This is a genomic window from Providencia sp. PROV200, from assembly GCF_049901995.1.
GTDB classification, from domain to species: Bacteria; Pseudomonadota; Gammaproteobacteria; order Enterobacterales; family Enterobacteriaceae; genus Providencia; species Providencia rettgeri_E.
Genome location: NZ_CP096307.1, coordinates 1,000,292 through 1,022,859, shown reverse-complemented (window position 1 = coordinate 1,022,859; position 22,568 = coordinate 1,000,292). Strand labels below are relative to the sequence as shown.

The 22,568-nt window shown below is 40.0% G+C and carries 24 protein-coding genes and 1 tRNA gene; 18 read left to right on the top strand and 7 right to left on the bottom strand.

What is annotated here, in order from left to right; translation table 11 throughout:
* Nucleotides 1-127: 127 nt before the first annotated feature.
* Nucleotides 128-1,000, top strand: coding sequence for an MBL fold metallo-hydrolase (locus M1E86_RS04465; protein WP_213912875.1), 873 nt, complete (start codon nucleotides 128-130; stop codon nucleotides 998-1,000).
* Nucleotides 1,001-1,175: 175 nt separating this feature from the next.
* A complete protein-coding gene (locus tag M1E86_RS04460) occupies nucleotides 1,176-1,820 on the top strand; it encodes a DsbA family protein (RefSeq protein ID WP_213912876.1) in 645 nt (214 codons plus the stop codon).
* A 41-nt stretch (nucleotides 1,821-1,861) separates the two neighbouring features.
* Here the strand turns inward: M1E86_RS04460 and M1E86_RS04455 are convergent, their stop codons facing one another.
* Nucleotides 1,862-2,380, bottom strand: a complete 519-nt coding sequence (locus tag M1E86_RS04455; protein ID WP_248467748.1) for a prepilin peptidase — start codon at nucleotides 2,378-2,380, stop codon at nucleotides 1,862-1,864.
* 571 nt (nucleotides 2,381-2,951) lie between these two features.
* Between M1E86_RS04455 and rsmE the strand changes: the two genes are divergently transcribed.
* From rsmE to hemW, 9 genes are all read left to right on the top strand, one after another.
* Nucleotides 2,952-3,683: a 16S rRNA (uracil(1498)-N(3))-methyltransferase gene (gene rsmE, locus M1E86_RS04450; protein WP_125893682.1), complete on the top strand. Its 732-nt coding sequence runs from the start codon at nucleotides 2,952-2,954 to the stop codon at nucleotides 3,681-3,683.
* Between the two features lie 9 nt (nucleotides 3,684-3,692).
* A complete protein-coding gene (gshB, locus tag M1E86_RS04445) occupies nucleotides 3,693-4,640 on the top strand; it encodes a glutathione synthase (protein ID WP_213912877.1) in 948 nt (315 codons plus the stop codon).
* A 136-nt stretch (nucleotides 4,641-4,776) separates the two neighbouring features.
* Entirely contained in the window at nucleotides 4,777-5,340 is a 564-nt protein-coding gene (locus M1E86_RS04440) for a YqgE/AlgH family protein (protein WP_125893686.1), read from the top strand.
* Entirely contained in the window at nucleotides 5,340-5,759 is a 420-nt protein-coding gene (gene ruvX / locus M1E86_RS04435; protein WP_125893688.1) for a Holliday junction resolvase RuvX, read from the top strand. Before M1E86_RS04440 ends, ruvX begins: the two co-directional genes overlap by 1 nt.
* 146 nt (nucleotides 5,760-5,905) lie before the next feature.
* Nucleotides 5,906-6,598 (top strand): YggS family pyridoxal phosphate-dependent enzyme, encoded by a 693-nt coding sequence (locus M1E86_RS04430; protein WP_125893690.1) that lies wholly within the window; start codon nucleotides 5,906-5,908, stop codon nucleotides 6,596-6,598.
* A 13-nt stretch (nucleotides 6,599-6,611) separates the two neighbouring features.
* On the top strand, nucleotides 6,612-7,433 hold the full coding sequence (gene proC, locus M1E86_RS04425) for a pyrroline-5-carboxylate reductase (RefSeq protein ID WP_213912878.1): 822 nt from the start codon (nucleotides 6,612-6,614) through the stop codon (nucleotides 7,431-7,433).
* Between the two features lie 19 nt (nucleotides 7,434-7,452).
* Nucleotides 7,453-8,037 carry a YggT family protein gene (locus M1E86_RS04420; protein ID WP_102139769.1) on the top strand — a complete coding sequence of 195 codons (585 nt, stop codon included), beginning with the start codon at nucleotides 7,453-7,455 and terminating at the stop codon, nucleotides 8,035-8,037.
* Nucleotides 8,038-8,053: 16 nt separating this feature from the next.
* Nucleotides 8,054-8,647: an XTP/dITP diphosphatase gene (locus tag M1E86_RS04415; protein ID WP_125893694.1), complete on the top strand. Its 594-nt coding sequence runs from the start codon at nucleotides 8,054-8,056 to the stop codon at nucleotides 8,645-8,647.
* Nucleotides 8,640-9,779, top strand: a complete 1,140-nt coding sequence (gene hemW / locus M1E86_RS04410; protein ID WP_213912879.1) for a radical SAM family heme chaperone HemW — start codon at nucleotides 8,640-8,642, stop codon at nucleotides 9,777-9,779. Before M1E86_RS04415 ends, hemW begins: the two co-directional genes overlap by 8 nt.
* 162 nt (nucleotides 9,780-9,941) lie before the next feature.
* Here hemW and M1E86_RS04405 read toward each other — a convergent pair whose 3' ends face one another.
* The 5 genes from M1E86_RS04405 to trmB all read right to left on the bottom strand — a co-directional run bounded on the left by M1E86_RS04405 (nucleotide 9,942) and on the right by trmB (nucleotide 13,948).
* On the bottom strand, nucleotides 9,942-10,892 hold the full coding sequence (locus tag M1E86_RS04405; RefSeq protein ID WP_125893698.1) for a siderophore ABC transporter substrate-binding protein: 951 nt from the start codon (nucleotides 10,890-10,892) through the stop codon (nucleotides 9,942-9,944).
* Between the two features lie 212 nt (nucleotides 10,893-11,104).
* Nucleotides 11,105-11,836 carry a DUF2884 domain-containing protein gene (locus tag M1E86_RS04400; RefSeq protein ID WP_213912880.1) on the bottom strand — a complete coding sequence of 244 codons (732 nt, stop codon included), beginning with the start codon at nucleotides 11,834-11,836 and terminating at the stop codon, nucleotides 11,105-11,107.
* A 23-nt stretch (nucleotides 11,837-11,859) separates the two neighbouring features.
* The gene (glsB, locus tag M1E86_RS04395; RefSeq protein ID WP_094962054.1) at nucleotides 11,860-12,786 is read right to left on the bottom strand and encodes a glutaminase B; all 927 of its coding nucleotides are present in this window, start codon (nucleotides 12,784-12,786) and stop codon (nucleotides 11,860-11,862) included.
* 113 nt (nucleotides 12,787-12,899) lie between these two features.
* Nucleotides 12,900-13,229 carry a YggL family protein gene (locus M1E86_RS04390; RefSeq protein ID WP_004914167.1) on the bottom strand — a complete coding sequence of 110 codons (330 nt, stop codon included), beginning with the start codon at nucleotides 13,227-13,229 and terminating at the stop codon, nucleotides 12,900-12,902.
* Nucleotides 13,229-13,948, bottom strand: a complete 720-nt coding sequence (trmB, locus tag M1E86_RS04385) for a tRNA (guanosine(46)-N7)-methyltransferase TrmB (RefSeq protein WP_213912881.1) — start codon at nucleotides 13,946-13,948, stop codon at nucleotides 13,229-13,231. The genes M1E86_RS04390 and trmB overlap by 1 nt, the downstream gene beginning before the upstream one ends.
* 289 nt (nucleotides 13,949-14,237) lie before the next feature.
* On the opposite strand from trmB, the gene mutY reads away from it, so the two are divergent.
* From mutY to M1E86_RS04365, 4 genes are all read left to right on the top strand, one after another.
* A complete protein-coding gene (mutY, locus tag M1E86_RS04380) occupies nucleotides 14,238-15,290 on the top strand; it encodes an A/G-specific adenine glycosylase (protein WP_125893704.1) in 1,053 nt (350 codons plus the stop codon).
* Nucleotides 15,291-15,300: 10 nt separating this feature from the next.
* On the top strand, nucleotides 15,301-15,570 hold the full coding sequence (locus M1E86_RS04375; RefSeq protein ID WP_004264665.1) for an oxidative damage protection protein: 270 nt from the start codon (nucleotides 15,301-15,303) through the stop codon (nucleotides 15,568-15,570).
* 54 nt (nucleotides 15,571-15,624) lie between these two features.
* Nucleotides 15,625-16,698: a membrane-bound lytic murein transglycosylase MltC gene (gene mltC / locus M1E86_RS04370; RefSeq protein WP_213912882.1), complete on the top strand. Its 1,074-nt coding sequence runs from the start codon at nucleotides 15,625-15,627 to the stop codon at nucleotides 16,696-16,698.
* Nucleotides 16,699-16,881: 183 nt separating this feature from the next.
* Nucleotides 16,882-16,957: transfer RNA gene (locus M1E86_RS04365), tRNA-Phe, on the top strand.
* A gap of 263 nt (nucleotides 16,958-17,220) precedes the next feature.
* Here M1E86_RS04365 and hypT read toward each other — a convergent pair.
* A complete protein-coding gene (gene hypT, locus M1E86_RS04360) occupies nucleotides 17,221-18,132 on the bottom strand; it encodes a hypochlorite stress DNA-binding transcriptional regulator HypT (protein ID WP_285315902.1) in 912 nt (303 codons plus the stop codon).
* Between the two features lie 460 nt (nucleotides 18,133-18,592).
* On the opposite strand from hypT, the gene M1E86_RS04355 reads away from it, so the two are divergent.
* The 3 genes from M1E86_RS04355 to M1E86_RS04345 all read left to right on the top strand — a co-directional run bounded on the left by M1E86_RS04355 (nucleotide 18,593) and on the right by M1E86_RS04345 (nucleotide 22,496).
* Entirely contained in the window at nucleotides 18,593-19,321 is a 729-nt protein-coding gene (locus tag M1E86_RS04355) for an aspartate/glutamate racemase family protein (protein WP_248467735.1), read from the top strand.
* Nucleotides 19,322-19,390: 69 nt separating this feature from the next.
* Nucleotides 19,391-20,692, top strand: a complete 1,302-nt coding sequence (locus M1E86_RS04350) for an anaerobic C4-dicarboxylate transporter (RefSeq protein WP_094963063.1) — start codon at nucleotides 19,391-19,393, stop codon at nucleotides 20,690-20,692.
* 730 nt (nucleotides 20,693-21,422) lie between these two features.
* Nucleotides 21,423-22,496, top strand: coding sequence for a zinc-binding dehydrogenase (locus M1E86_RS04345; protein WP_248467733.1), 1,074 nt, complete (start codon nucleotides 21,423-21,425; stop codon nucleotides 22,494-22,496).
* Nucleotides 22,497-22,568 lie beyond the last annotated feature (72 nt).

Here is a 22,568-nt window from a genome sequence, read left to right as displayed (position 1 = left end):
ATTCTCATTTGACCGAGTTATGCAACAAACAACACCTAATTATGGGGTTTTTCATCTCATCATTGCAATTTAGTATACACGACATGCAAAACAAACTTTTCTGTATAACTTCATTTTAGGATACAACATGAAATTGACCTTATTAGCGGCAACCGCGCTATTTGCCACAACGATAAATCTGGCCCAAGCTGAAACACTCACACTAGATGTTTATAACCCTGGAGATAACAGCGTATTTCCAGTTTCCTCTGAAATAATTAGCGGTTCAAGTGAAGTGGTGTTGATTGATGCACAGTTTCAAAAAAATGATGCACAACAATTGGTTGATAAGATTAAAAAACTCAATAAAAAATTAACTACGATTTACATTAGCCATTCTGACCCAGACTACTATTTTGGGCTAGATACCCTAACAAACGCCTTCCCAGAGGCTAAAGTGATCGCAACAGCAAACACAGTTGAAGCCATTAAAGCCACTAAAGATGGCAAGCTGGCTTACTGGGGCGGTGTATTAAAAGATGAAGCCCCTGCCCATGTTATCGTCCCTGAAGTTATTAAAGGAGACTACTTCACCGTTGATGGCGAAAAACTTGAAATTAAAGGCCTTGATGGCGTGTCACCAGATAGAACTTATCTCTGGGTTCCATCATTAAAAGCCGTTGTGGGTGGCGTTATTGTTTCTGACAATATTCATGTATGGGTAGCGGATACCCAAACAGAAGAGTCACGCAAAAATTGGCTACAAACATTAAAAGACATCAAAGCTCTGAACCCAGCAACCGTTGTTCCCGGCCACTTTACGGGGGCGTCTAAATTAGATGTAACGACGGTTTCTTTCACTCAAAAATATTTACAGGACTTTGAAAGTGCATATAAAACAAGTAGAAACTCAGATGAACTCATCCAAAAAGTTACAGCGAAGTATCCACAATTAGATGACAAATCAAGTTTAGAGCTTAGTGCGAAAGTCATTAAAGGCGAAATGAAATGGCCTCAATAACCAAGTAATATTCACTATTCCAGCCATTCAGTGAGTATATCCCGCATCTACTCACTGAATGACTTACCCAAAACAATTTGGCTGATTTAACTGGATGATCGTGGTATTAATCTTTTGATGATAATGATACAACTTAATTCAAATTACTTAAAAATAGCAAACCAAGAGAACGATTATGAGCAACATCACCCTACACTATATTTATGACCCTTATTGCGGCTGGTGTTACGCTGCCGCACCTTTAGTCGAAATTGCCAACCAACACCCAAATATTAATATTGAAATGCACGGTGGTGGCATGTTAGCAGGTAATGCACGCTTACACTTAGATGATGAGTTTCGCCAATATATCCTGCAATCCGATAAACGAATTGCATCAATGACTGTGCAAGAGTTTGGCGATGGCTACATAAAAATGCTACACGAACCTAATTTGGTTATGGACTCAACACCACCACAAACCGCGATATTAGCAGCAGCCAAGCAAGGCAAAGGCTTTGATATGCTTAAAGCCATCCAAAAAGCGCACTATGTTTCAGGACGCCACATTAAAGATGCTGACGTACTTCTCGACCTCGCAAAAGAGATTGGCCTTGATGTCACCCAGTATGTGTCCGACTACAGCGAATGTGAACAGCATGAAACTCCAGCCCACATCGGAAGCAGTAAGGCGCTGTTAGCACAGTCAGGGGCTTCCGGTTTCCCAACGCTGTTGATACAACAGCAAGATAAATGGTTACGCGTTCCATTACAAAATTACCTTGGTGAACCGAGTAAGTGGCAGCAGTTTTTAGATTCTTTAGTCACTGCAGCATCTTAATAAATTCCCTTTCCTGTATGCACGTATGGTTGTTTTTTTATTCAGTATTCCCTTATTGATAAATACAACCATACGCTAGCACTAATAATTAACGCAGGCCCAAATGGGATTGTCTTCGTTTCTTTAGCTATTTGTACCAAAGATGCTCCCTCAAAATCAGCTAGGTTTGTCTGTTGCTTCTTTGTGTATATTTTAGGCAATAACCCATAGGTTACCCAGTATTGTAATAGCCCCACCCCTGCGGCAACCCCCAGAAAGTAAGGTAATTGCCAAACCCCAAGCCAGGCCGAACAAGCTGCAACGAGTTTAAAATCCCCTCTTCCCATTTGTGGTTGATGCGTTTTTTTCTCAACCAATGTCACCACCATTAGCATCACTAAGTAACCGAGTAACACCGCATAAATAGCGGAAACGACATTCCCATTCGGCAAATGGATTTGATATAACAGCCCCAACCATAATAATGGGTATGTCAGGATATCAGGAAGATAACCTATTTTATTATCAATGATAAATAATGGAATTATTAAATTAATATATAAAATTAAAAATAAAATCATTCTAAAATCATTAGATGCCAAATATATTATAGAAATTAACGCACTATATATTAGAAACAAAATAGTGTTTTTCATAATGATTGCCGATTTATCAAAACAAACAACCGGCAAATAGATGAGCAGTTTTTTAGTTAAGAAAATCGATATTAACAACATAAAAAAACAAAAGAAAATATAAACAAAATCAATGAAATAGATACCAGATTCATTTTGACACGATGGGGTGAGTTGCTCTGATGGTGCAATAATAGATATAACCGATGATATTAAAACACAGATTAGTTCCTTCATATTAACTCCTTATTCCTTTATGGAGATAAAAATAAATATACTGTGAATTTCATCTAGTCCAAACACTTTAATTCCGTAGATTAAAGTCGGTTTATTCGAATATTATTATCACTTAGTTCACTTTCATTACTGTTTAATGATGTCCCTTATGGCACAGACATACTATAAAAGGCCAGTATTTCGTTATAAACTAGGTAGCAGTGCTTGAGTTTAACAATTCAACCCCCATATTCATCAAAGCTATATTATTTATTAACCCAGTCTGTACTAAGGAAAAACTATGCGCGTTCCACGCATTTATCACCCTGAGCCTCTTCAAATAAAGACAACGATTTCTCTTGGTGATGATGCTGCAAACCATGTAGGTCGGGTACTACGCATGACAGCGGGCCAAAAACTCGAACTTTTTGATGGCAGCAATCAGATCTTTAGCGCTGAAATTACTGAAGCTACTAAAAAAAATGTATTCGTGCATATTGAAAATAGCCAAATTGACGATAGAGAATCCCCACTCGATTTACACCTTGGGCAGGTCATGTCTCGTGGGGAAAAAATGGAATTTACCATCCAAAAATCTGTTGAACTCGGGGTTAATACAATAACACCTTTATTATCAGAACGTTGTGGTGTTCGCTTAGACGGTGAACGGCTCGAAAAAAAATTACTGCAGTGGCAAAAAATTGCAATTGCAGCCTGTGAACAATGCGGCCGCAACCGAATTCCAGAAATTCGCCCAGTGCAACCCCTTGAAGCCTGGTGCGCGGAAAATGACGGCGCGTTTAAAGTCAATTTGCACCCAAGGGCAACAGAAAGTATTAATACGTTACCCACTGAACTGAAGAAAGTACGATTGTTGATTGGCCCTGAAGGTGGCTTGTCAGCAGACGAAATTGCCATGACAGCAAATTATCAATTTACCGATATACTGTTAGGGCCTCGAGTATTACGAACAGAAACGACTGCGCTAACCGCTATCACAGCACTGCAAGTGCGCTTAGGTGATCTGGGGTAAGGAGAAAAAATGATCAAGCTCGGTATAGTGATGGATCCTATTTCATCCATCAAAATCAAGAAAGACACCAGTTTTGCAATGATGTTGGAAGCTCAGCGTCGTGGTTATGAAATCCATTATATGGAAATGAATGACCTGTATTTACACCAAGGTGAAGCTCGCGCACAAACCAAAATCGTGACGGTCGAAGAAAACCCAGAAAAATGGTATGAGTTTCAAGGAGAGCAAGATATTGCGCTAAGTTCTCTTGATGCCATTTTAATGCGTAAAGACCCGCCTTTTGATACTGAGTTTATCTATGCGACTTATATTCTAGAAAGAGCGGAGCAAGCTGGCACCTTAATTGTGAATAAACCACAAAGCCTACGTGACTGCAATGAGAAACTCTTCACTGCTTGGTTTGCTGAGCTAACACCGGACACATTAGTCACTCGCAACCCACAAAAGTTGAGAGAATTCCACCAAAAACATGGCGATGTCATTTTTAAACCACTAGATGGCATGGGTGGCGCTTCGATTTTCCGCCTCAAGCAAGATGACCCAAATGTGGGTGTGATTATTGAAACGCTAACAGAACATAGCTCTCGCTACTGCATGGCACAAAACTTTCTGCCGGCAATTAAAGATGGTGATAAGCGTGTCTTAGTTGTTGATGGTGAACCTGTTCCTTATTGCTTAGCGCGAATTCCAGCTCAAGGCGAAACCCGAGGTAACCTTGCTGCAGGTGGGCGCGGGGAAGCGCGTCCTTTAAGTGAAAGTGATTGGGCCATTGCACGAGCCGTTGCACCAACATTAAAAGAAAAAGGCTTAATCTTTGTTGGCCTCGATATCATTGGTGACCGTTTAACCGAAATTAACGTGACTAGCCCAACATGTGCACGGGAAATTGAAGCTGCATTTGATATCTCCATTACCGGTATGTTAATGGATGCCATTGAACGCCGTCTCAATAAATAATTTATAGCGGTGGTTTATCTTTACTGATGATTTTTACTGTTTTTAGACGGTAAACGTCATCAGTTTGCTCTACCACCTATAATCTAACCTTTTATTGTATTCTATTAATTATGATTAAATTTGCTGGAGTCTAAGTTTGAATCTGCAAAACCATTTTCTTATCGCCATGCCATCCTTAACAGACCCTTATTTTGAACAATCGGTCGTTTATGTGTGTGAGCACAACGAAAAAGGGGCGATGGGGATTGTGATTAACAAACCTATTGATGACTTTTCCGTCGATACGATGCTCAAAAAACTCGAAATCACAATTTCAGATAAAGTTGATGATCGTAATTTAAAAAAGCCAGTCATCGCAGGTGGCCCAGTTGCAGAAGAGCATGGGTTTATCTTACACACACCAATTAAGGGCTTTTTATCTAGCCTGCATTTAAATGATGAAGTGATGGTGACAACGTCAAAAGACATTTTAGAAACGTTAGGAAGTGAGCACTCACCTGCAAACTCATTAGTTGCGCTAGGTTATGCAAGCTGGGAACCTGGCCAACTTGAACGGGAAATTATGGAAAATAGCTGGCTAACTGTCGAAGCTTCTCCTCAGCTTATTTTTAACACCCCCATTCATGAGCGCTGGAGCGCTGCGGCTAAATTAATTGGTGTTGATATTTATACCATTTCAATGCAAGCGGGGCATGCTTAATGTCTGGAAGAACTTTGTTAGCCTTTGATTTTGGAACCAAAAGCATCGGTGTAGCGGTTGGACAAGAAATTACAGGTACTGCACGACCATTAACCTCACTAAAAGCGAGTGACGGCCGCCCTGATTGGCAACAAATCGAAAAGTTACTTAAAGAATGGCAACCTCAGTTGGTTATTGTTGGACTTCCCCTTAATATGGATGGTACCGAGCAACTCGTTACAAGCCAAGCCCGTAATTTTGCAAATCGCATTCATGGCCGTTTTGGTGTTAAAGTCGAATTACATGATGAACGTCTTTCCACTGTTGAAGCAAAAGCAGGTCTTTTTGAACAAGGTGGTTATCGCGCACTCAGTAAGGGCAAAGTGGATTCAGCCTCTGCCGTAGTGATCCTTGAAAGCTGGTTTGAGCAACATCTTTAAATTTACACGAATATGAGGTTATTTTTCGCCTTAATCTCATGCAAAGGTGCCGCTCTGATGTAATTTGCTTTACACTATGGTCAACAGTCGCTGTTCATGTATGACATGAATAAAATAGTATTGAATAAACTATATTGAATAAAACAATGACCATTCAAAATAATATCTCTGATGTCACCGCGCGTATTGAGCATGCTGCCGCAGAGTGTCAGCGCTCACCACAAGACATTACGCTACTCGCGGTAAGTAAAACAAAACCTTGTGAAGCTATTTTAGAAGCCATTGAGGCAGGTCAGCGCCAATTTGGTGAAAATTATGTTCAAGAAGGTGTTGAAAAAATTCAATATTTTTCGAACAGAAATGACCTTATTTGGCATTTTATTGGCCCGTTACAGTCAAATAAAAGCCGCCTTGTCGCTGAACATTTTGACTGGTTCCATACCTTAGACAGAGCGAAAATTGCCCAGCGCTTAAATGACCAACGTCCTAGTGAAAAAGCCCCTCTCAATGTGCTAATCCAAATTAATATCAGCGATGAAAACAGTAAATCGGGTATAACACTAGCAGAAGTCGCAGAACTTGCTGCACAGGTCGCTACTATGCCAAACCTAGTGTTACGCGGGCTAATGACAATCCCTGCACCTGAAACGGATTATGAGCGCCAATGTGCGGTGTTTCATCAAATGAATGAGGCATTTAAGCAATTACAAATTACTTATCCCACAGTTGACACGCTTTCAATGGGGATGACTGACGACATGCGCGCAGCAATCCATTGCGGTTCAACACTTGTTCGCATAGGAACCGCTATTTTTGGCGCGCGCCAATATCACCCATAAATAGGAGAACAGAATGCAACATCGTAAAATTGCCTTCATCGGCGCCGGAAATATGGCGCATGCCATCATTGCTGGGCTGGTTAATCATGGCTACCCAGCATCGATGATCACGGTGTGTTCTCCTACGCCTGTACGTCGAGAAAAACTGGCTGAACAATATGGCATTATCAGCAGTGATGATAACTTAGCCGCTGTTAAAGCTGCAGATGTGATTGTCCTTGCTGTTAAGCCGCAAATGATGAAAGAAGTATGTGAACCACTACAAAATGCGGCTGATTTTGAGCAAAAATTAATCCTCACCATTGCGGCTGGGATCCCAGCTGAACGTTATAACGACTATTTCGCTCATTCGCTGAATGTAGTACGCATCATGCCAAACACACCATCATTGGTAGGGAAAGGCGTTAGTGGGCTATTTGCTCAAGGGAAAGTTTCAGAGCAAGACAAACAATTTGCACAAGAACTGATGCAGAGTGTCGGCTCAACGATTTGGTGCCAACAAGAGCAAGAAATCAATAACATTATTGCTATTACTGGTAGCTCTCCGGCTTATTTCTTTCTATTTATGGAATCGATGCAACAAAAAGCGGAACAACTCGGTTATGATAAACAGCAAGCTAGAGACCTTGTTCTTCATGCGATTGAAGGAGCTGTAGAGCTTGCTAAGTCGCAAAACGATACGGCTTTTTCGACTCTACGTGAACAAGTCACCTCTAAAGGCGGTACCACCGCGATGGCTTTAGAGCAATTTTATAATGGAAATCTTCCGCAGATTGTTGCCGATGCAATGCAAAGCGCAATAAATAGAGCTGAAGAAATGGAAAAACTTTTTTAAATTAATCGCGGAACTCACCATGCAGACCTTAGTATTCGTCGTTACGACCCTGATCCAACTGTACATTTTTGTATTACTACTGCGCGTATGGATGCAGTGGGTACGTGCAGATTTCTATAACCCTTTTTCTAAATTTGTCGTTAAAGCAACACAACCTATTGTCGCACCATTGCGCCGAGTCATTCCTTCTTTTGGTGCGATAGATACCGCATCTGTCGTTGTTGCGTTTATTTTAGCGATTGCAGCCATTATCTTTGGTATGTGGGCGACTAACTTACTCCCAATTTTAGGTGTAAGCATTCTGCCTATGGGGCTGATTTTATTATTAACCTATACTGGTAAATTGATTTTTTGGATGATTTTAATCCGTGCGATTTTAAGCTGGGTTAGCCAAGGCCGTAACCCTGTAGATTATTTATTGTACCAATTAACAGAACCTTTAATGGCACCAATTCGCCGAATCATCCCTGCGATGGGCGGGTTAGATTTCTCCGCAATGATTGTCATGTTTATTTTAATCGCTCTGAATTATTTGCGTGTTGATATTTCACTGATGATTGACCCATCATTAACTGCAATGATGTATTCCATTGGTATTATGTAAAAACGAGTTTTAAATAATGCAAAAAGTTGTTTTAGCCACCGGTAACCCGGGAAAAGTGAATGAGTTAGCTGACCTACTACGTGATTTTGGGATGGATATCGTCGCTCAAACCTCATTAGGTGTTGAGTCCGCAGAAGAAACGGGCTTAACCTTTATTGAGAATGCGATCCTAAAAGCGCGCCATGCAGCAGCGCAAACCGGGTTACCCGCAATTGCTGATGATTCAGGAATTTCCGTTGATGCCCTCGGTGGCGCGCCGGGAATTTACTCTGCCCGCTACGCAGGTGAAGAAGCAACAGACGAGCAAAACCTAGTTAAGCTATTAGAAGCAATGAAAAATGTGCCTGATGACCAACGTCAGGCTCAATTCAACTGTGTATTAGTCTATTTACGCCATGCAGAAGACCCAACGCCGTTGGTTTTTCATGGTCGCTGGCACGGTGTCATAACTCATGAACGCAAAGGCCAAGGTGGCTTCGGTTATGACCCAATATTTTATGTTCCTGAATTAGGTTGCACCTCAGCAGAGTTAACTAAAGCAGAAAAACAAGCCGTTTCACATCGTGGAAGAGCACTCACAATGATGTTGGATGTGCTAAAGAATGCTTAAATTACCTCCGCTGAGCCTGTATATCCATATCCCTTGGTGTGTGCAAAAGTGCCCTTATTGTGACTTCAACTCACACACACTTAAAGGAGAAATCCCTCAGCAAGAATATGTGGCGCACTTATTGGCCGATTTAGACATTGATGCAAAATTAGTTGCTGGGCGTTCGGTAAAAACCATTTTTATTGGGGGTGGAACGCCCAGTTTATTAACTGCAGAGTCAATGCAGGCCTTAATGGATGGCGTACGTCAGCGAGTTGTTCTAGACCCTCATGCGGAAGTCACCATGGAAGCCAACCCCGGTACTGTTGAGGCTGACCGTTTTGCTGGTTACCAAGCAGCGGGGATCAACCGTATTTCTATTGGCGTACAAAGCTTCGGTAATGACAAGTTAATCACTTTAGGCCGTATTCATGGCGCTGATGAAGCGAAGCGCGCCGCTCAGTTAGCCACCAATCTTAATTTAAGAAGCTTTAACCTCGATTTAATGCACGGGTTACCTGCGCAAACTCAAGTTGAAGGTTTATCTGACCTGCGCCAAGCCATTGAACTTGCACCTCCACACCTGTCTTGGTACCAATTAACCATTGAACCAAACACCCAATTTGGCTCACGTCCTCCAGTATTACCCGATGACGATACGCTGTGGGATATTTATACCGAAGGCCATAAATTATTGAGTGCGGCAGGTTATCAGCAATATGAAACATCTGCCTATGCTAAACCCGGTTACCAATGCCAACACAACCTCAACTACTGGCGCTTTGGTGACTACTTAGGTATTGGTTGTGGCGCTCATGGAAAAATTTCTTTTGAAGATGGGCAAATTTTACGAACCGTAAAAACAAAGCATCCTCGAGGTTATATGGAAGGCCGATACATGCATCAATCTTATGATGTTGACGCCTCTGATAGGCCATTTGAATATTTCATGAACCGTTTTCGTTTACTTGAAGCCATGCCTCGAACTGAGTTTACCCAATATACCGGGTTACCCGAGTCAACAGTTAGAGCGGCTATTGATGAAGCCTTAGCTAAAGGTTATATCACAGAAACAGCGGATGAATGGCAGATCACAGAGCATGGAAAATTGTTTCTCAATTCTCTATTAGAGTTATTTTTAGGTGAAGAATAGCGGTTATTCCATTCATTTATAAATCATTTCGCTTGTAAATTAGATGAAAGCCCACTTCAAATTAAAGTGGGCTTTTTGTTTAGAGGTAAAAACGAAATAGACAAGAATAACAATTGAGGTAATACATATTGCCACTATCAATAAGACAGTGGCAGATATCTGTTATAGAGCATTCACCACCGCATTAACTTGCTCTGTTAAGCTAACTAAACCACCACCTGACAAATACCATAAGTCAGATTGCAGGTAAGTAATTTTGCCATCTTTATACGCTTTGGTTTCTTGAATGTTGCTATCTTCAAATACTGTTTTATCCAATTTACCTGCACCAATCGCTTCGCTACGGTCAACAATCAGGATCACATCTGGATTAGCTTGAGCAATAGTTTTGGTATCCACTACACGACGTTTTGCTTTATCTGCACTTTCATCAACCGGTAGGTCAGCGCGTTGCGCTTTCACAACGCTATAAACAACGGCTTGGCTATTTGGAATTAATTTGCCGTCATTATGCATCAATACTAAAACTTTTTTATTGGAATCAGCCGCTTTCTTCTGGGCGTCTGCGATGACTTTATCTAATTGGACTAACTGCTCATCAACCGCTTTTTGGTTACCATAAAGTTCGCCAATCACACCAATATTGGCTTTCACAGAATCAATATAGTGTTTGCTATCAGAACCTAAATTAATAGTGGGTGCAATTTTTGATAACTCATCATAAGACTTACCTTGACGACCCGTGATCACAATCAGGTCAGGTTTTAATTGCGCGATTTTGGCTAAATCAGGTTGTTTCATTCCACCTGCATTTTCCATTGATGCAGGAATGCTGCCTTTTATATAAGCGGGAGCATTGCCTGTTGGGAGTGCAACAACTTTGTCGCCTAAGCCGAGTTTTTGCATTGAGTCATAAACACCAAAATCAAACAGAACCACTTTTTGTGGTTTTTTCACGACTTCAGTTTCACCTGATAGATGTTTGATCGTTACTTTCTCCGCACCTTGCGCTATCACCGCATTTGGCGTGAAAGTGGTAGATTCAGCGCTTAGAGCGATAGGCGCAGAGAATGACAACACAGAAACAAGTAGAGCAGGTATGAATTTTTTCATTTAAATGATCCCAATTTAGTCATTAAGCCAAACCCGCATTGTAAAGTGAGTGGCTTAGATGTCAATCAAATAAGAATCAATTTCATTTTCATTCCCATTAATGGAATTAATATCACACAAATTGATGATGACAATAATATCGCTAAATAAAAAAACAGTAATGTACAAAAAATACATTACTGTTCATAAGGTTATTGGTGATTTTAGCGCTATCAGCTACTTTTGATTGAATTAAGTAACGAAGCGCGCTGTTGTTCTATTGAAGTCACTTTAGAACAAACTTGTTGGCCAAATTGCTGGAAACTTTTCTCTTGTTTTTTCCATTCTGATTCGAGTTCTTGCTGTAACCCACCTAAGTTCCCTAACATGCCTTGTAGCGCTTTACTGGCGTCACCACCTGATAACAATTGCTTGCGCCCCATTTCGTTGATGCTGTCTTGTAAAATACCACCTAGGCTTTCATTAACTAGCTCGCGCCCTTTCGTTTCAACAGTTTTCATGGCTTCATGGTGAAACACATAACCACTAGGGCGAGTCTCAATAATTTGATTGATTTGCCCATTAAGCTCTTTTTCTAATTTTGTTAACCGGTTACGGATATTGCTATCGCTACCGACCACTTTAACGACAACTTTGTCTATCGTTTCCCTAGAGGCTGATAATTTTTTTTCTGATTCTTGTTTTATCCAAGGTAAGTCCTGACGAATAGCGGCTTGGTAACGAATAGCTTGCTGCTTTTGGGCATCTGTTGCAGCAATATTTTTACCGTTAAGCGTGATATCACCATTTGGCGTAATTTTTAAATCGCCACTCGCACCAATGACTTGCACACTTTCAGGTGTCATAAAGATGTCATCCTTTGGTGTTACAGAACAGCTATAGTCTGCAGCCTGGCTCGTTGCACAAGCAAGGAGTGAAAATGCAATTAATGTACGGCGTAACATAAAATCTCCTAGTAGAGCATGAATTAAAAAACAGAACGCCCAATTCGTTTCGATAGCAATTCTAAAGCCGCACAGCCGACTAAAGAGTTCCCCGCTGAGTCTAGCTCAGGTGACCAAACCGCAACAGTAAATTGGTTTGGTACTACGCAGACAATGCCCCCGCCAACGCCTGACTTTCCGGGCATTCCTATCCGAAATGCAAACTCACCAGAGCCGTCATACATACCACAAGTCATCATTAATGCATTAATTTGCCTTGATTGTAGCGGTGTGATGATAGGATCAATGGAACAAGATGACATTCCTTGCGATGTTAAATAGGAAAAACATCTCGCTAATTCAACACAGTTCATACTTAGAGAACAATAATGAAAATAAGTTTCGAGAACTGTTAAAACATCATTTTCAAAATTCCCAAAAGATTTCATAAGATAAGCAATAGCGGCATTACGACTGGCATGTTCCAGTTCTGAGCGAGCAACAACCGTGTCATAGCTGATATCAGGTTCGCAAGATAGCTTTCGGACAAACTCCAACATACGCTGTTTCGGTGCGCTTAGGCGTGATTGCAGCATATCCGCAATAACAATTGCCCCCGCATTAATAAACGGGTTTCGTGGGATCCCCTTTTCCATTTCAATTTGAATTAACGAGTTAAAGGGTAGTCCTGAGGGTTCTTTACCTACGCGGCTCCAAATTTCCTCTTCCTCATAACGTGTCATTGCAAGCGTGAGGCTTAATACTTTTGAAATAGATTGAATTGAAAAACGTTGATATGCGTCCCCTGCGGTGAAAATATCACCATCAATCGTGGATACCGCAATGCCTAAATGGTGGGAAGGTACGCAACCTAAAGCAGGAATATAATTTGCAACACAACCTTGCCCAATCAGTGGGCGAACTTGGTCTAGGATATCGTTGAGTAGCTGGTTAGAAAACATGGCGCTCAAAACGTTGACTCCAGATAGTATTTGCAACAGAAAATAAAGGCACCCAATTTTTGGATGCCTCTTCAATCGACTGAAAAATCAGTTTATTTATTGAGATTTACTCAATAAAATTATTATTCCCACCAAACATCAAAAAGCTCAGAAACGACGACGTCATTCATCCCTTTTGATTTTAGCCAATTTTCAACAATTTGGCGGTGCTCTTCGGTACATTTACCAATTTTTTGCAGGCAAACGATCCCTTCCCAGCTCATATAGCCACTAGCTTCAAACGCTAAACCATTCGGTTCAATCGCTTCTGCAATCAGTTGGTCAACGGTGCTGTCAACTTCCTCAATCGGCGTACCTTCTTTAAAGCTCCACTTAACGGTAAAGCCTAACTCTTGGAACTCATCCAAGCGTAATTTTTTACGTAAACGACGACTACGTGGTTGTTTAGCCATTATTTGATCCTCTCAAACATTAAATCCCATACACCGTGCCCTAACCGCTGGCCGCGCTTTTCAAATTTTGTTTCTGGTCTTGTTTCTGGACGAGGAACGTAATCACCTGATGGTGATAAGTTTTTATACCCTTCGACACTCGTCATCACTTCAAGCATGTGCTCTGCATAAGGCTCCCAATCCGTTGCCATATGGAAAACACCACCGATAGCTAGTTTGCTGCGAATTTTTTCTGCAAATGGAACTTGCACAATACGACGCTTATTGTGTTTCGCTTTATGCCATGGATCAGGGAAAAATAACTGAACCATTTCAAGGCTACCATTTGGGATCATGCAGTCTAAAACTTCTATTGCATCATGGCACATCACCCGTAAATTAGTGACGTTTTCTTCTTTTGCCGATGCTAAACATGCGCCAACACCGGGTGCATGAACTTCAATACCTAAAAAGTTTTTATCTGCATTTTGAGATGCCGTGGTCACCAATGAGGCGCCCATCCCAAAACCAATTTCCAAAGTCACTGGATTTGAGTTATTGAATACTTTGGCAAAATCAAAAGGCTCATTGATAAAATCAATGCCTTTTTCTGCCCATTCTTTTTCTAATGCGTCTTCCTGACGTTTTGTCAGACGCCCTTGACGGCGGACAAAACTACGGACTCGGCGCATAACCCGCCCATCTTCATTATATTCGGGGGAGATAACATTATTGATCATAATAAAGGTTCTAAAATGAGTGCCCAATTAAGTTAATGTGCCAACAATCAAGTTTATAAAGTGATTTGTTACCAAATCTATCAATTTACAGCCCTAAATGCCTAAGTAATAGTGATTAATCTTACCCTTGAGGCATGGCGGATATCGGAGTTTAGCAAAACTTCCACAAGGATGCAGTTGATAATTCGCTAACTTTACACTAAACAACACAATAGCGGTTTACAGCCCCCTTCGTCTATGTTGCAATTCCTATCATGACTGGAAATATCAATAAAAAATAAAATTATTAATGGAAGCTCAACAATTTTCATCTGCAGTACTCAACTGGTATCACAAATACGGTCGTAAAACGTTGCCATGGCAACAGGAAAAATCGTCCTACCATGTGTGGTTATCTGAAGTTATGCTGCAACAAACCCAAGTGAGTACGGTAATCCCCTATTTTGAGAAATTTATTTCTCGCTTTGAGAACGTCACCGCCCTTGCCAACGCACCTCTTGATGAAGTTTTACACTTATGGACAGGGCTCGGCTATTACGCTCGGGCTCGAAATCTCCATAAAGCCGCTCAAGTGATCGCGACTCAATATGGTGGCTCATTTCCCACTACATTTGATGAAGTTTTCGCGCTGCCCGGTGTTGGCCGCTCCACTGCTGGGGCAATTTTATCATTATCGCAAAAACAGCATTATCCTATTTTAGATGGTAATGTTAAACGCGTATTAGCTCGCGCTTATGCGGTTGATGGCTGGCCGGGTAAAAAAGAAGTCGAAAACCGTTTGTGGGAAATCAGCACTGATGTCACCCCCAAAGAGGGAGTCGAGTTTTTTAATCAAGCGATGATGGATTTAGGCGCGATGGTCTGTACCCGAAGTAAGCCAAAATGCGAGCTGTGCCCACTTAATTTTGGCTGCATGGCCTATGCCAATCATTCATGGCAAAACTACCCGGGCAAAAAACCTAAGCAAAAAATCCCTGAGAGAAGTGCTTGGTTTTTGATTATGCAGCACGACGATAATGTGTGGCTAGAACAGCGTCCACCATCTGGCATTTGGGGTGGCCTATTTGCCTTCCCACAGTTTGACTCTTTAGAGCAACTTAATGATTATCTGGCCGAATCAGGCTTAGAATATTCTCAATTAGAGCAATTAATTTCTTTCCGCCACACATTTAGCCATTTTCATTTAGATATTATCCCTGTAAAAGTTAACATTCAGGCATTTAATTCTGCCATGGATGAAGGCAAAGGACTCTGGTATAACTTACACCTAGGCGCAACTATCGGCCTTGCAGCCCCAGTTGAAAGTTTACTAAAACAGCTCGCCTTACTACCTGATATTTGAGGAAAAATTAATGAGTAGAACCATTTTTTGTACATTTTTACAACGTGATGCAGATGGGCAAGATTTTCAGCTTTACCCAGGTGAGTTAGGAAAACGTATTTTTAACGAGATTTCAAAAGAGGCGTGGAGTCAGTGGATGACTAAGCAGACCATGCTCATTAATGAAAAGAAACTCAATACGATGAACCCCGATGATCGTAAAATGTTAGAACAAGAAATGATTAAGTTCTTGTTTGAAGGCCATGACATCCATATTGATGGCTATACACCTGAAAAATAATCTGTTTGTCTACCTACTCAGTAGGTAGACTTTTGCCCCAAGACTGTGAATCGTATGAAAAAACTATTTGCGCTGAGTTTATTGATCCCTCTAATTATCTCTTGTTCAAGCAAGCAAAAACCTGACTTTAACCCGGATTATGTCAAAGATACCAATGGGTTCAATATCTTAATGGGCCAATTTGCCCACAATATTGAAAATATTTGGGGCATTAAAGAAGTGTTAATTGCTGGTCCAAAAGACTACGTTAAATATACCGATGAGTACCGAACTCGTAGCCATATTAATTTTGAAGCGGGGACCATTACTGTAGAGACTATTTCAGCGGTAGAACCTTCACAGTATTTAAAAAAAGCGATTGTCACCACCTTATTAATGGGAGACGACCCAAGTTCCATTGACCTCTATTCTGATATCAATGACATTCCCCATAGCAAAGAACCCTTTTTATTTGGCCAAGTGCTTGATAACACAGGTGAAGCGATTCGTTGGGAATGGCGAGCCACAAAGTTTGCTGATTATCTGATTGAAAATAAAATGCAGCGCCGCCAATCGGGTATGAATGTTGTTTGGTCCGTAACTATGCAACTAGTACCAAACCATTTAGATAAACGGGCTCATAAATATTTACCTTATATTAAGAAATCCTCGGCCAAATATGGCGTAGATGAGTCATTAATCCTTGCGATTATGCAAATTGAGTCGAGTTTCAACCCTTATGCGGTTAGCCGCTCTGATGCGCTTGGTTTAATGCAAATTATGCCAAATACAGCCGGCAAAGATGTTTTCCGCTCACAAGGAAAATCCGGTGTTCCTAGCCGTAGCTATTTATTTGACCCAGAGAAAAACATTGATACGGGTACGGCTTACTTAGCTATATTGCAAAACACCTACTTAGGCGATATTCGTAACCAAACCTCACGCCGCTATGCTGTTATTACCGCCTATAATGGCGGCGCAGGCAGCGTTCTGCGGGTGTTCCACAGCGATAAAAAGCAAGCTGCGCAGCGTATTAATAATTTAGAACCGGGTGAAGTGTATGAAACCTTGTCCACTAAGCACCCTGCTGCAGAGTCACGTAATTACCTCATTAAAGTGAATAAAGCACAGAAAAATTATCTACGTTAAAATTTTCCAATAGTGAATGCCAGCCAAAATCTGATTTAAGGCTGGCATTAGTCATTAACCTTAATAATTTTATGTGTTTTCGATTAAAAACTAGCTAACATGTTGAAAAAAAGCGCATACAGTCAAAAGTTTATTGAAAGCGCCTTGACTCAACCAATGAAATCAGGTTTAATACGCTCCGTTGCCCGGATAGCTCAGTCGGTAGAGCAGGGGATTGAAAATCCCCGTGTCCTTGGTTCGATTCCGAGTCCGGGCACCACTTATTCAAAGAACCCGCCCAAAAGGCGGGTTTTTGCTTTATACCTCTCTGAGGTCAACACTCGCCCAATTTCAACTCAACTAAATTCAACTCGCCCTCATATCTGCCCCATTTAGGTGGACATAGCATGTTATCTCCCAAGGAAATGACAATTTCATTGATTTATCCACCTCTGATTTGTTCGCTTCCCTTAAAAAATAAGACAACTATAATTAAATTCTGCCTAACAAATTGTAGAGGTGATAATGAAAAAGCCCCTTCTACTACGATAAATTCCGTAAATCCTCAGGGATATTCTTTTTCAAAATGCGCCAAAAGTCCTCTGCGGTTTTATTTAGCCGTGTGTCCATGCGGTAAATATACGCTTGGATAGGTATTGTTAATTCAGGGGTCTCCAAACAAACTAGCTTTTTCTCTTTTAATTCATTCATTACGGAATAAATGGGTAACCATGCAATTCCATGGCCATCCAAAGCCATATTTTTTAACAACTCACTCATTGATGACATGAAAAGTGTTTTCGAATTGATCGCACCAAATTCACTTAACCGACGATTAACTAACCTTCCCATATATGAAGCACTGGTATAATTCAGCAATGGCACTTGAGGTTGGTAGATATCAAATAGCGGCTTACCATGCTCATCCGCTGCACAAATTGGGTATAATTCAGATTCAAATACATTCAATGAGGAAAATGGGGATTGCATTAAATCTTCATCATAAAATGAGATAATAAAATCACTTTTCCCTTCTCTCAATGTGTTCACAACTTGCACCACATCAATGGCTTCAACATGGTAAACAAACTCCTCACCGTAACCAGACAGCCCGTGAACCAATTTAGGCAGTAATGTCAGTGACAGCGAATGAGCGGCAGCAATTTTAATATTCGGTAGGCTCAATACATTGTGACCGGATAGTTCATTTAAGTTACATTCCAGTTGTTGTAATAAACTACGCGCTTGAGAATGAAAAATTTTGCCCTCTTCAGACAACTGTAAAGGGGAAGTCGTTCTATCAAATAATTCAACGCCAATGGCTTCCTCTAAAGCTTTAATACGACGGCTAAATGCGGGCTGAGAAATACTCCGCTGTTCTGCTGCATGAGAAAAATGTCGACATGATTCTAGAGTTAAAAAATCATATAGCCATTTTGTTTCTATATTTTTCATTTTATTAAGCCTTAAATTGACTTGCTGTTAAAATATAAAAAATAAAACGTATTTTTATTGATATTTTAAGTTAATGACTAGTTAAATAACAAAGCTAGATTTGTAGTTATGTTATTTGTATTATGCATAGCCCTACCATTTAAAACATTAACAAAAATCAAAAATAAATTTTATTTAATTTATTTAATTCATAAAACCTAGCCTATTCAGGCCTTCAGAGCAATTTATAAAAATATTTTTATTTTGAATAAAAGTTCTTAATGCGTATCTTGCATCAAACCATACTTACTTGCATTTCTCATCCAAGACAAACATTGATAAATATTAACCACAAGTTAAGCAGCAATAAGTAAGTTAATAATCATTTGAATATTAACCAATATGTTAAATAAATGAAGAAAGATAAGCATTTATTGATTTTTATTTTATAAAAAGGCTAATGAAATGCAGGGGTATTAAAATGAAAGGTTTAATTGGTGTATTAGGTGGTATGGGGCCTGCCGCTACTGTTGATTTATTTAATAAATTTGTAAGCTATACCGTAGCAAATAGAGACCAAGAGCATATCCCTTTAATTATATCATCTATTCCTGATATACCAGATCGAACAGAAGCGCTATTAAACCATGGTGAATCACCTTTACCTTTAATGACTGACTATTTAAAGAAACTAGAAAGTGCCGGGGCCGAATGTATTGTTATACCTTGTAATACAGCACATTTTTGGTTTAGTGAACTAAAAAAATTTTGCCATGTCGACATGCTAAGCATTGTTGAGACGACAATGAAAGAAGTACTAGAAACCAAGAAAAAAAATATCGGATTACTTGCAACAAATGCCACTATGTATATGGGACTATATCAAAAAAATATAGAGAATAAACATTTAAACTGCATTACCCCTGATAAAAAAAGCCAAGAAAATGTAATGGAAAGCATTTATTTATTAAAATCAGGAAATAAAAAATTTGCTGAGTCAATTATGAAAAAGCAAGCTGAAATTTTATTTTCCCGAGGCGCTGAAATTATTATTCTTGGCTGCACCGAGGTTCCCGTTATTCTTGAAAATGAAATTAATAGTTATCCAGATAAATATATCGACTCAACCAGCTCATTAGTCAGAGCAAGTATTCACTGGTATGAAAACAGAGTCGGAAAACAAAATTTAATGATAAATAAAAATATTTAACTTATATCAAATATCAAAATTAATTTTTTAATATTACTAATGACAATATATTGTCTATTGGAGACGATTATGGTTTGGCTAGAAATCATTGTTGTATTAGGTGCAATATTCTTTGGTATACGCATGGGCGGAATAGGTATAGGACTCTGTGGTGGGTTAGGATTAGCGGTATTAACTATCGGATTTGGTTTACCTATAGGTTCACCACCTGTTGATGTTATTCTGATTATTATGACAGTTGTGGTAGCAGCATCTGCATTACAAGCTGCGGGCGGGATGGATTATCTAGTCCGCCTAGCCAGTAAATTTATGCGTAAAAATCCTAAGTATCTAAACATTATAGCGCCAATCACCACTTGGGTGATGACTATCATGGCTGGTACAGGTTTCATTGTGTTTTCTATGCTGCCTGTGATAGCAGAAATTGCAAAAGATTCGGGCATCCGACCATCTAGAACATTAGCTGGCTCAGTGGTTGCTTCACAAATTGCGATTTCCGGTTCTCCAATCAGTGCCGCAATGGCCGCGATGCTGACCATTATGGAAGGTAACGGCATCACGTTTATTGTGGTTATGTCAGTCTGTTTACCCGCCTCTTTTGTTGCTGCCATGGTTGCCGCTTTTATTGCATCACGTCAGGGCTGCGAACTTGAAAACGATGAGGTATATTTAGAACGTTTACAAAAAGGCTTAGTTCATAAATACGAAGAGAAAAAAGGCGAGAGCACAACGAGAGAAAAATTCTCTGTTGTTCTATTTATTATTGCCACGATTGCTATCGTGATCCTCGCTGCATTCCCACAATTACGTCCCGGTTTTGATATCGGTAAGCCGATGGGAACACGAGATATCATCATCATTTGTATGCTAAGTGCAGCATGTTTGATGGTGGTTTTCTGTAAAACATCACCGGATTCCATTGTATTAGCACCAACATTCCGTTCAGGAATGAGTTCTCTTGCAGTGATCCTCGGAATTGTGACATTAGGTACCACTTTTGTTGATGCCCATATGGACCAAATCAAGGCCATCGCGGGAGATGTATTATCTGCATATCCTATTTTATTGGCTTTAGTTCTGTTCTTGACCTGTGCCTTGTTATATTCGCAAGGTGCCACAACACCGTTAATAATTCCATTAGCCATTGCCTTAGATGTCCCGACATGGGCAATTTTGGCCTCTTTTGTCGCCGTCACCGGGGTATTTGTCTTACCCACTTACCCAACATCATTAGCTGCCATTGAATTCGACTCTACTGGGTCTACTCGAGTCGGAAAATATATTTTAAATCATCCCTTTATGTTACCAGGGCTAGGTGGAATTATTGCCGGTGTCGCTTTCGGCTTTATCATTGCACCAATGATTGTCTAGCACAAGGGTGTGAGTCTCCCTCACACCCTTTACGCTGTAATAAAATGATTTTATTGACAAAATGAAGTTAAACTTTGGCTCTATTTAGCTTTATACTTTGTTTAATTGGCAAAATACAATTACGAGGTATAAAGCTATTTTTTTCATACCCATAGGTATATCTGCAAAAAATATTATGACAGCGTATCAAAATGACTCATTACTCTATTTAATTTTTTAAATTAAATTTTATAAATTAAAAATAATGGCCTATTAGCCATTCAATATCTCTTTATTAAATGTAGTTTAAATTTGTTTTCATTCAAAAGTGTGAGCTGAAATGTTTTTGCATGAAATATCCGCTTCTGAAAATAGTTAAAATAATTATACTCGACTTCATATTCATTTCTAAAAAAACAAAACAAGGAATGAATTAAGATTTTTATCATGATTTTCATCATGTTACAGAGTCAATTTCGGCAGTCTCATTTCCCAATGAAAGTACTCAATTAAGTGACTAAGATTAGGGTTTGAATCACAAATTTTAGTTTTTAAGATACTTACTTTCAAAAATGACGACGTCGTCATATTAAAAAAAATTTATTTTATCTATAACATTAAATAACCATTTTTCTTACATACATACATTGTTCATAGTTAAGCGTTAAAAAACTAAAGCAAATGCGTTATAAAAAAACGCTTAATGTTGACGTCAACATTAGGGTTAACAACTAGAAAGAGGTCTTAGAACATGAGTAACCTACCTGAAAAAATGAAAGCAGTTGTTTGTCATGGCCCACATGATTATCGCTTTGAAAATATTAAAAGACCAACGCCAGGATTTAGAGAAGTTGTCATCAAAGTTGATGGATGCGGGATCTGTGCGGGTGACTGTAAAGCCAACGATGGTGCTCAAATGTTTTGGGGTGATGACCCATGGATCAAAGCCCCAGTAGTTCCTGGCCATGAGTTTTATGGCCGCGTTGCTGAGCTAGGTGAAGGCTCCGCTGAAAAATTCAAATTGAAAATCGGCGATCGCATCTTAGCAGAACAAATTGTCCCATGTTGGGAATGCCGTTTCTGTAAATCAGGTAAATACTGGATGTGTGAAACCCATGATATTTACGGTTTCCAAAAAGAAGTTGCCGACGGTGGTATGGCTGAATATATGCGTTTTTCAGAACGCGCTATTATCCATAAAATCCCTGATGAACTATCCGATAAAGATGCCGCATTAATTGAGCCAATGGCTTGTGCTATCCACACTGTACGCCGTGGTGATATCGATTTAAATGACGTCGTCGTCATTGCGGGTGCAGGCCCACTAGGGCTGTGTATGATCCAAGTCGCCAAATTAAAAACACCGAAAAAACTGGTTGTTATCGATGCGATTGATGAACGCCTTGAATTAGCAAAGAAATTTGGTGCTGATATTGTTATCAACCCACTGAAAGAAGATGCCATTAAATTAGTTAAAGATATGACGGAAGGCTATGGCTGTGATGTTTATATTGAAGCAACGGGCGCGCCAATTGGTGTTACTCAAGGACTAGAAATGATCCGCAAACTTGGCCGTTTCGTGGAATTTAGCGTATTCGGTAAAGAAACAACTGTTGACTGGTCAATCATTGGTGACCGCAAAGAACTCGATATCCGCGGAGCCCACTTAGGCCCATATAGTTATGAAGTTGCTATAGACCTGTTTAGCCGTGGCTTAGTTAGCGCTGATGATATCGTTACTCACTTCTATTCCATCGATGAGTGGGAAGAAGCTTTTGTCATGGCGAAATCGGCAGACTCAATTAAAGTCGTCATCAAGCCATAAACATGTTTTAACTGGCAGTAATAATTGATAATTCAAATAAACACTAAATAAGTAAAAACCCTACATATAATT

Excerpts from the sequence above, each read along its gene's own strand:
- M1E86_RS04465 (WP_213912875.1), top strand. The coding sequence starts at position 128 with ATGAAATTGACCTTATTAGCGGCAACCGCGCTATTTGCCACAACGATA.
- M1E86_RS04460 (WP_213912876.1), top strand. The coding sequence starts at position 1,176 with ATGAGCAACATCACCCTACACTATATTTATGACCCTTATTGCGGCTGG.
- M1E86_RS04455 (WP_248467748.1), bottom strand. The coding sequence starts at position 2,380 with ATGATTTTATTTTTAATTTTATATATTAATTTAATAATTCCATTATTT.
- rsmE (WP_125893682.1), top strand. The coding sequence starts at position 2,952 with ATGCGCGTTCCACGCATTTATCACCCTGAGCCTCTTCAAATAAAGACA.
- gshB (WP_213912877.1), top strand. The coding sequence starts at position 3,693 with ATGATCAAGCTCGGTATAGTGATGGATCCTATTTCATCCATCAAAATC.
- ruvX (WP_125893688.1), top strand. The coding sequence starts at position 5,340 with ATGTCTGGAAGAACTTTGTTAGCCTTTGATTTTGGAACCAAAAGCATC.
- M1E86_RS04430 (WP_125893690.1), top strand. The coding sequence starts at position 5,906 with ATGACCATTCAAAATAATATCTCTGATGTCACCGCGCGTATTGAGCAT.
- proC (WP_213912878.1), top strand. The coding sequence starts at position 6,612 with ATGCAACATCGTAAAATTGCCTTCATCGGCGCCGGAAATATGGCGCAT.
- M1E86_RS04420 (WP_102139769.1), top strand. The coding sequence starts at position 7,453 with ATGCAGACCTTAGTATTCGTCGTTACGACCCTGATCCAACTGTACATT.
- M1E86_RS04415 (WP_125893694.1), top strand. The coding sequence starts at position 8,054 with ATGCAAAAAGTTGTTTTAGCCACCGGTAACCCGGGAAAAGTGAATGAG.
- hemW (WP_213912879.1), top strand. The coding sequence starts at position 8,640 with ATGCTTAAATTACCTCCGCTGAGCCTGTATATCCATATCCCTTGGTGT.
- M1E86_RS04405 (WP_125893698.1), bottom strand. The coding sequence starts at position 10,892 with ATGAAAAAATTCATACCTGCTCTACTTGTTTCTGTGTTGTCATTCTCT.
- M1E86_RS04400 (WP_213912880.1), bottom strand. The coding sequence starts at position 11,836 with ATGTTACGCCGTACATTAATTGCATTTTCACTCCTTGCTTGTGCAACG.
- M1E86_RS04390 (WP_004914167.1), bottom strand. The coding sequence starts at position 13,229 with ATGGCTAAACAACCACGTAGTCGTCGTTTACGTAAAAAATTACGCTTG.
- trmB (WP_213912881.1), bottom strand. The coding sequence starts at position 13,948 with ATGATCAATAATGTTATCTCCCCCGAATATAATGAAGATGGGCGGGTT.
- mutY (WP_125893704.1), top strand. The coding sequence starts at position 14,238 with ATGGAAGCTCAACAATTTTCATCTGCAGTACTCAACTGGTATCACAAA.
- M1E86_RS04375 (WP_004264665.1), top strand. The coding sequence starts at position 15,301 with ATGAGTAGAACCATTTTTTGTACATTTTTACAACGTGATGCAGATGGG.
- mltC (WP_213912882.1), top strand. The coding sequence starts at position 15,625 with ATGAAAAAACTATTTGCGCTGAGTTTATTGATCCCTCTAATTATCTCT.
- hypT (WP_285315902.1), bottom strand. The coding sequence starts at position 18,132 with ATGAAAAATATAGAAACAAAATGGCTATATGATTTTTTAACTCTAGAA.
- M1E86_RS04355 (WP_248467735.1), top strand. The coding sequence starts at position 18,593 with ATGAAAGGTTTAATTGGTGTATTAGGTGGTATGGGGCCTGCCGCTACT.
- M1E86_RS04350 (WP_094963063.1), top strand. The coding sequence starts at position 19,391 with ATGGTTTGGCTAGAAATCATTGTTGTATTAGGTGCAATATTCTTTGGT.
- M1E86_RS04345 (WP_248467733.1), top strand. The coding sequence starts at position 21,423 with ATGAGTAACCTACCTGAAAAAATGAAAGCAGTTGTTTGTCATGGCCCA.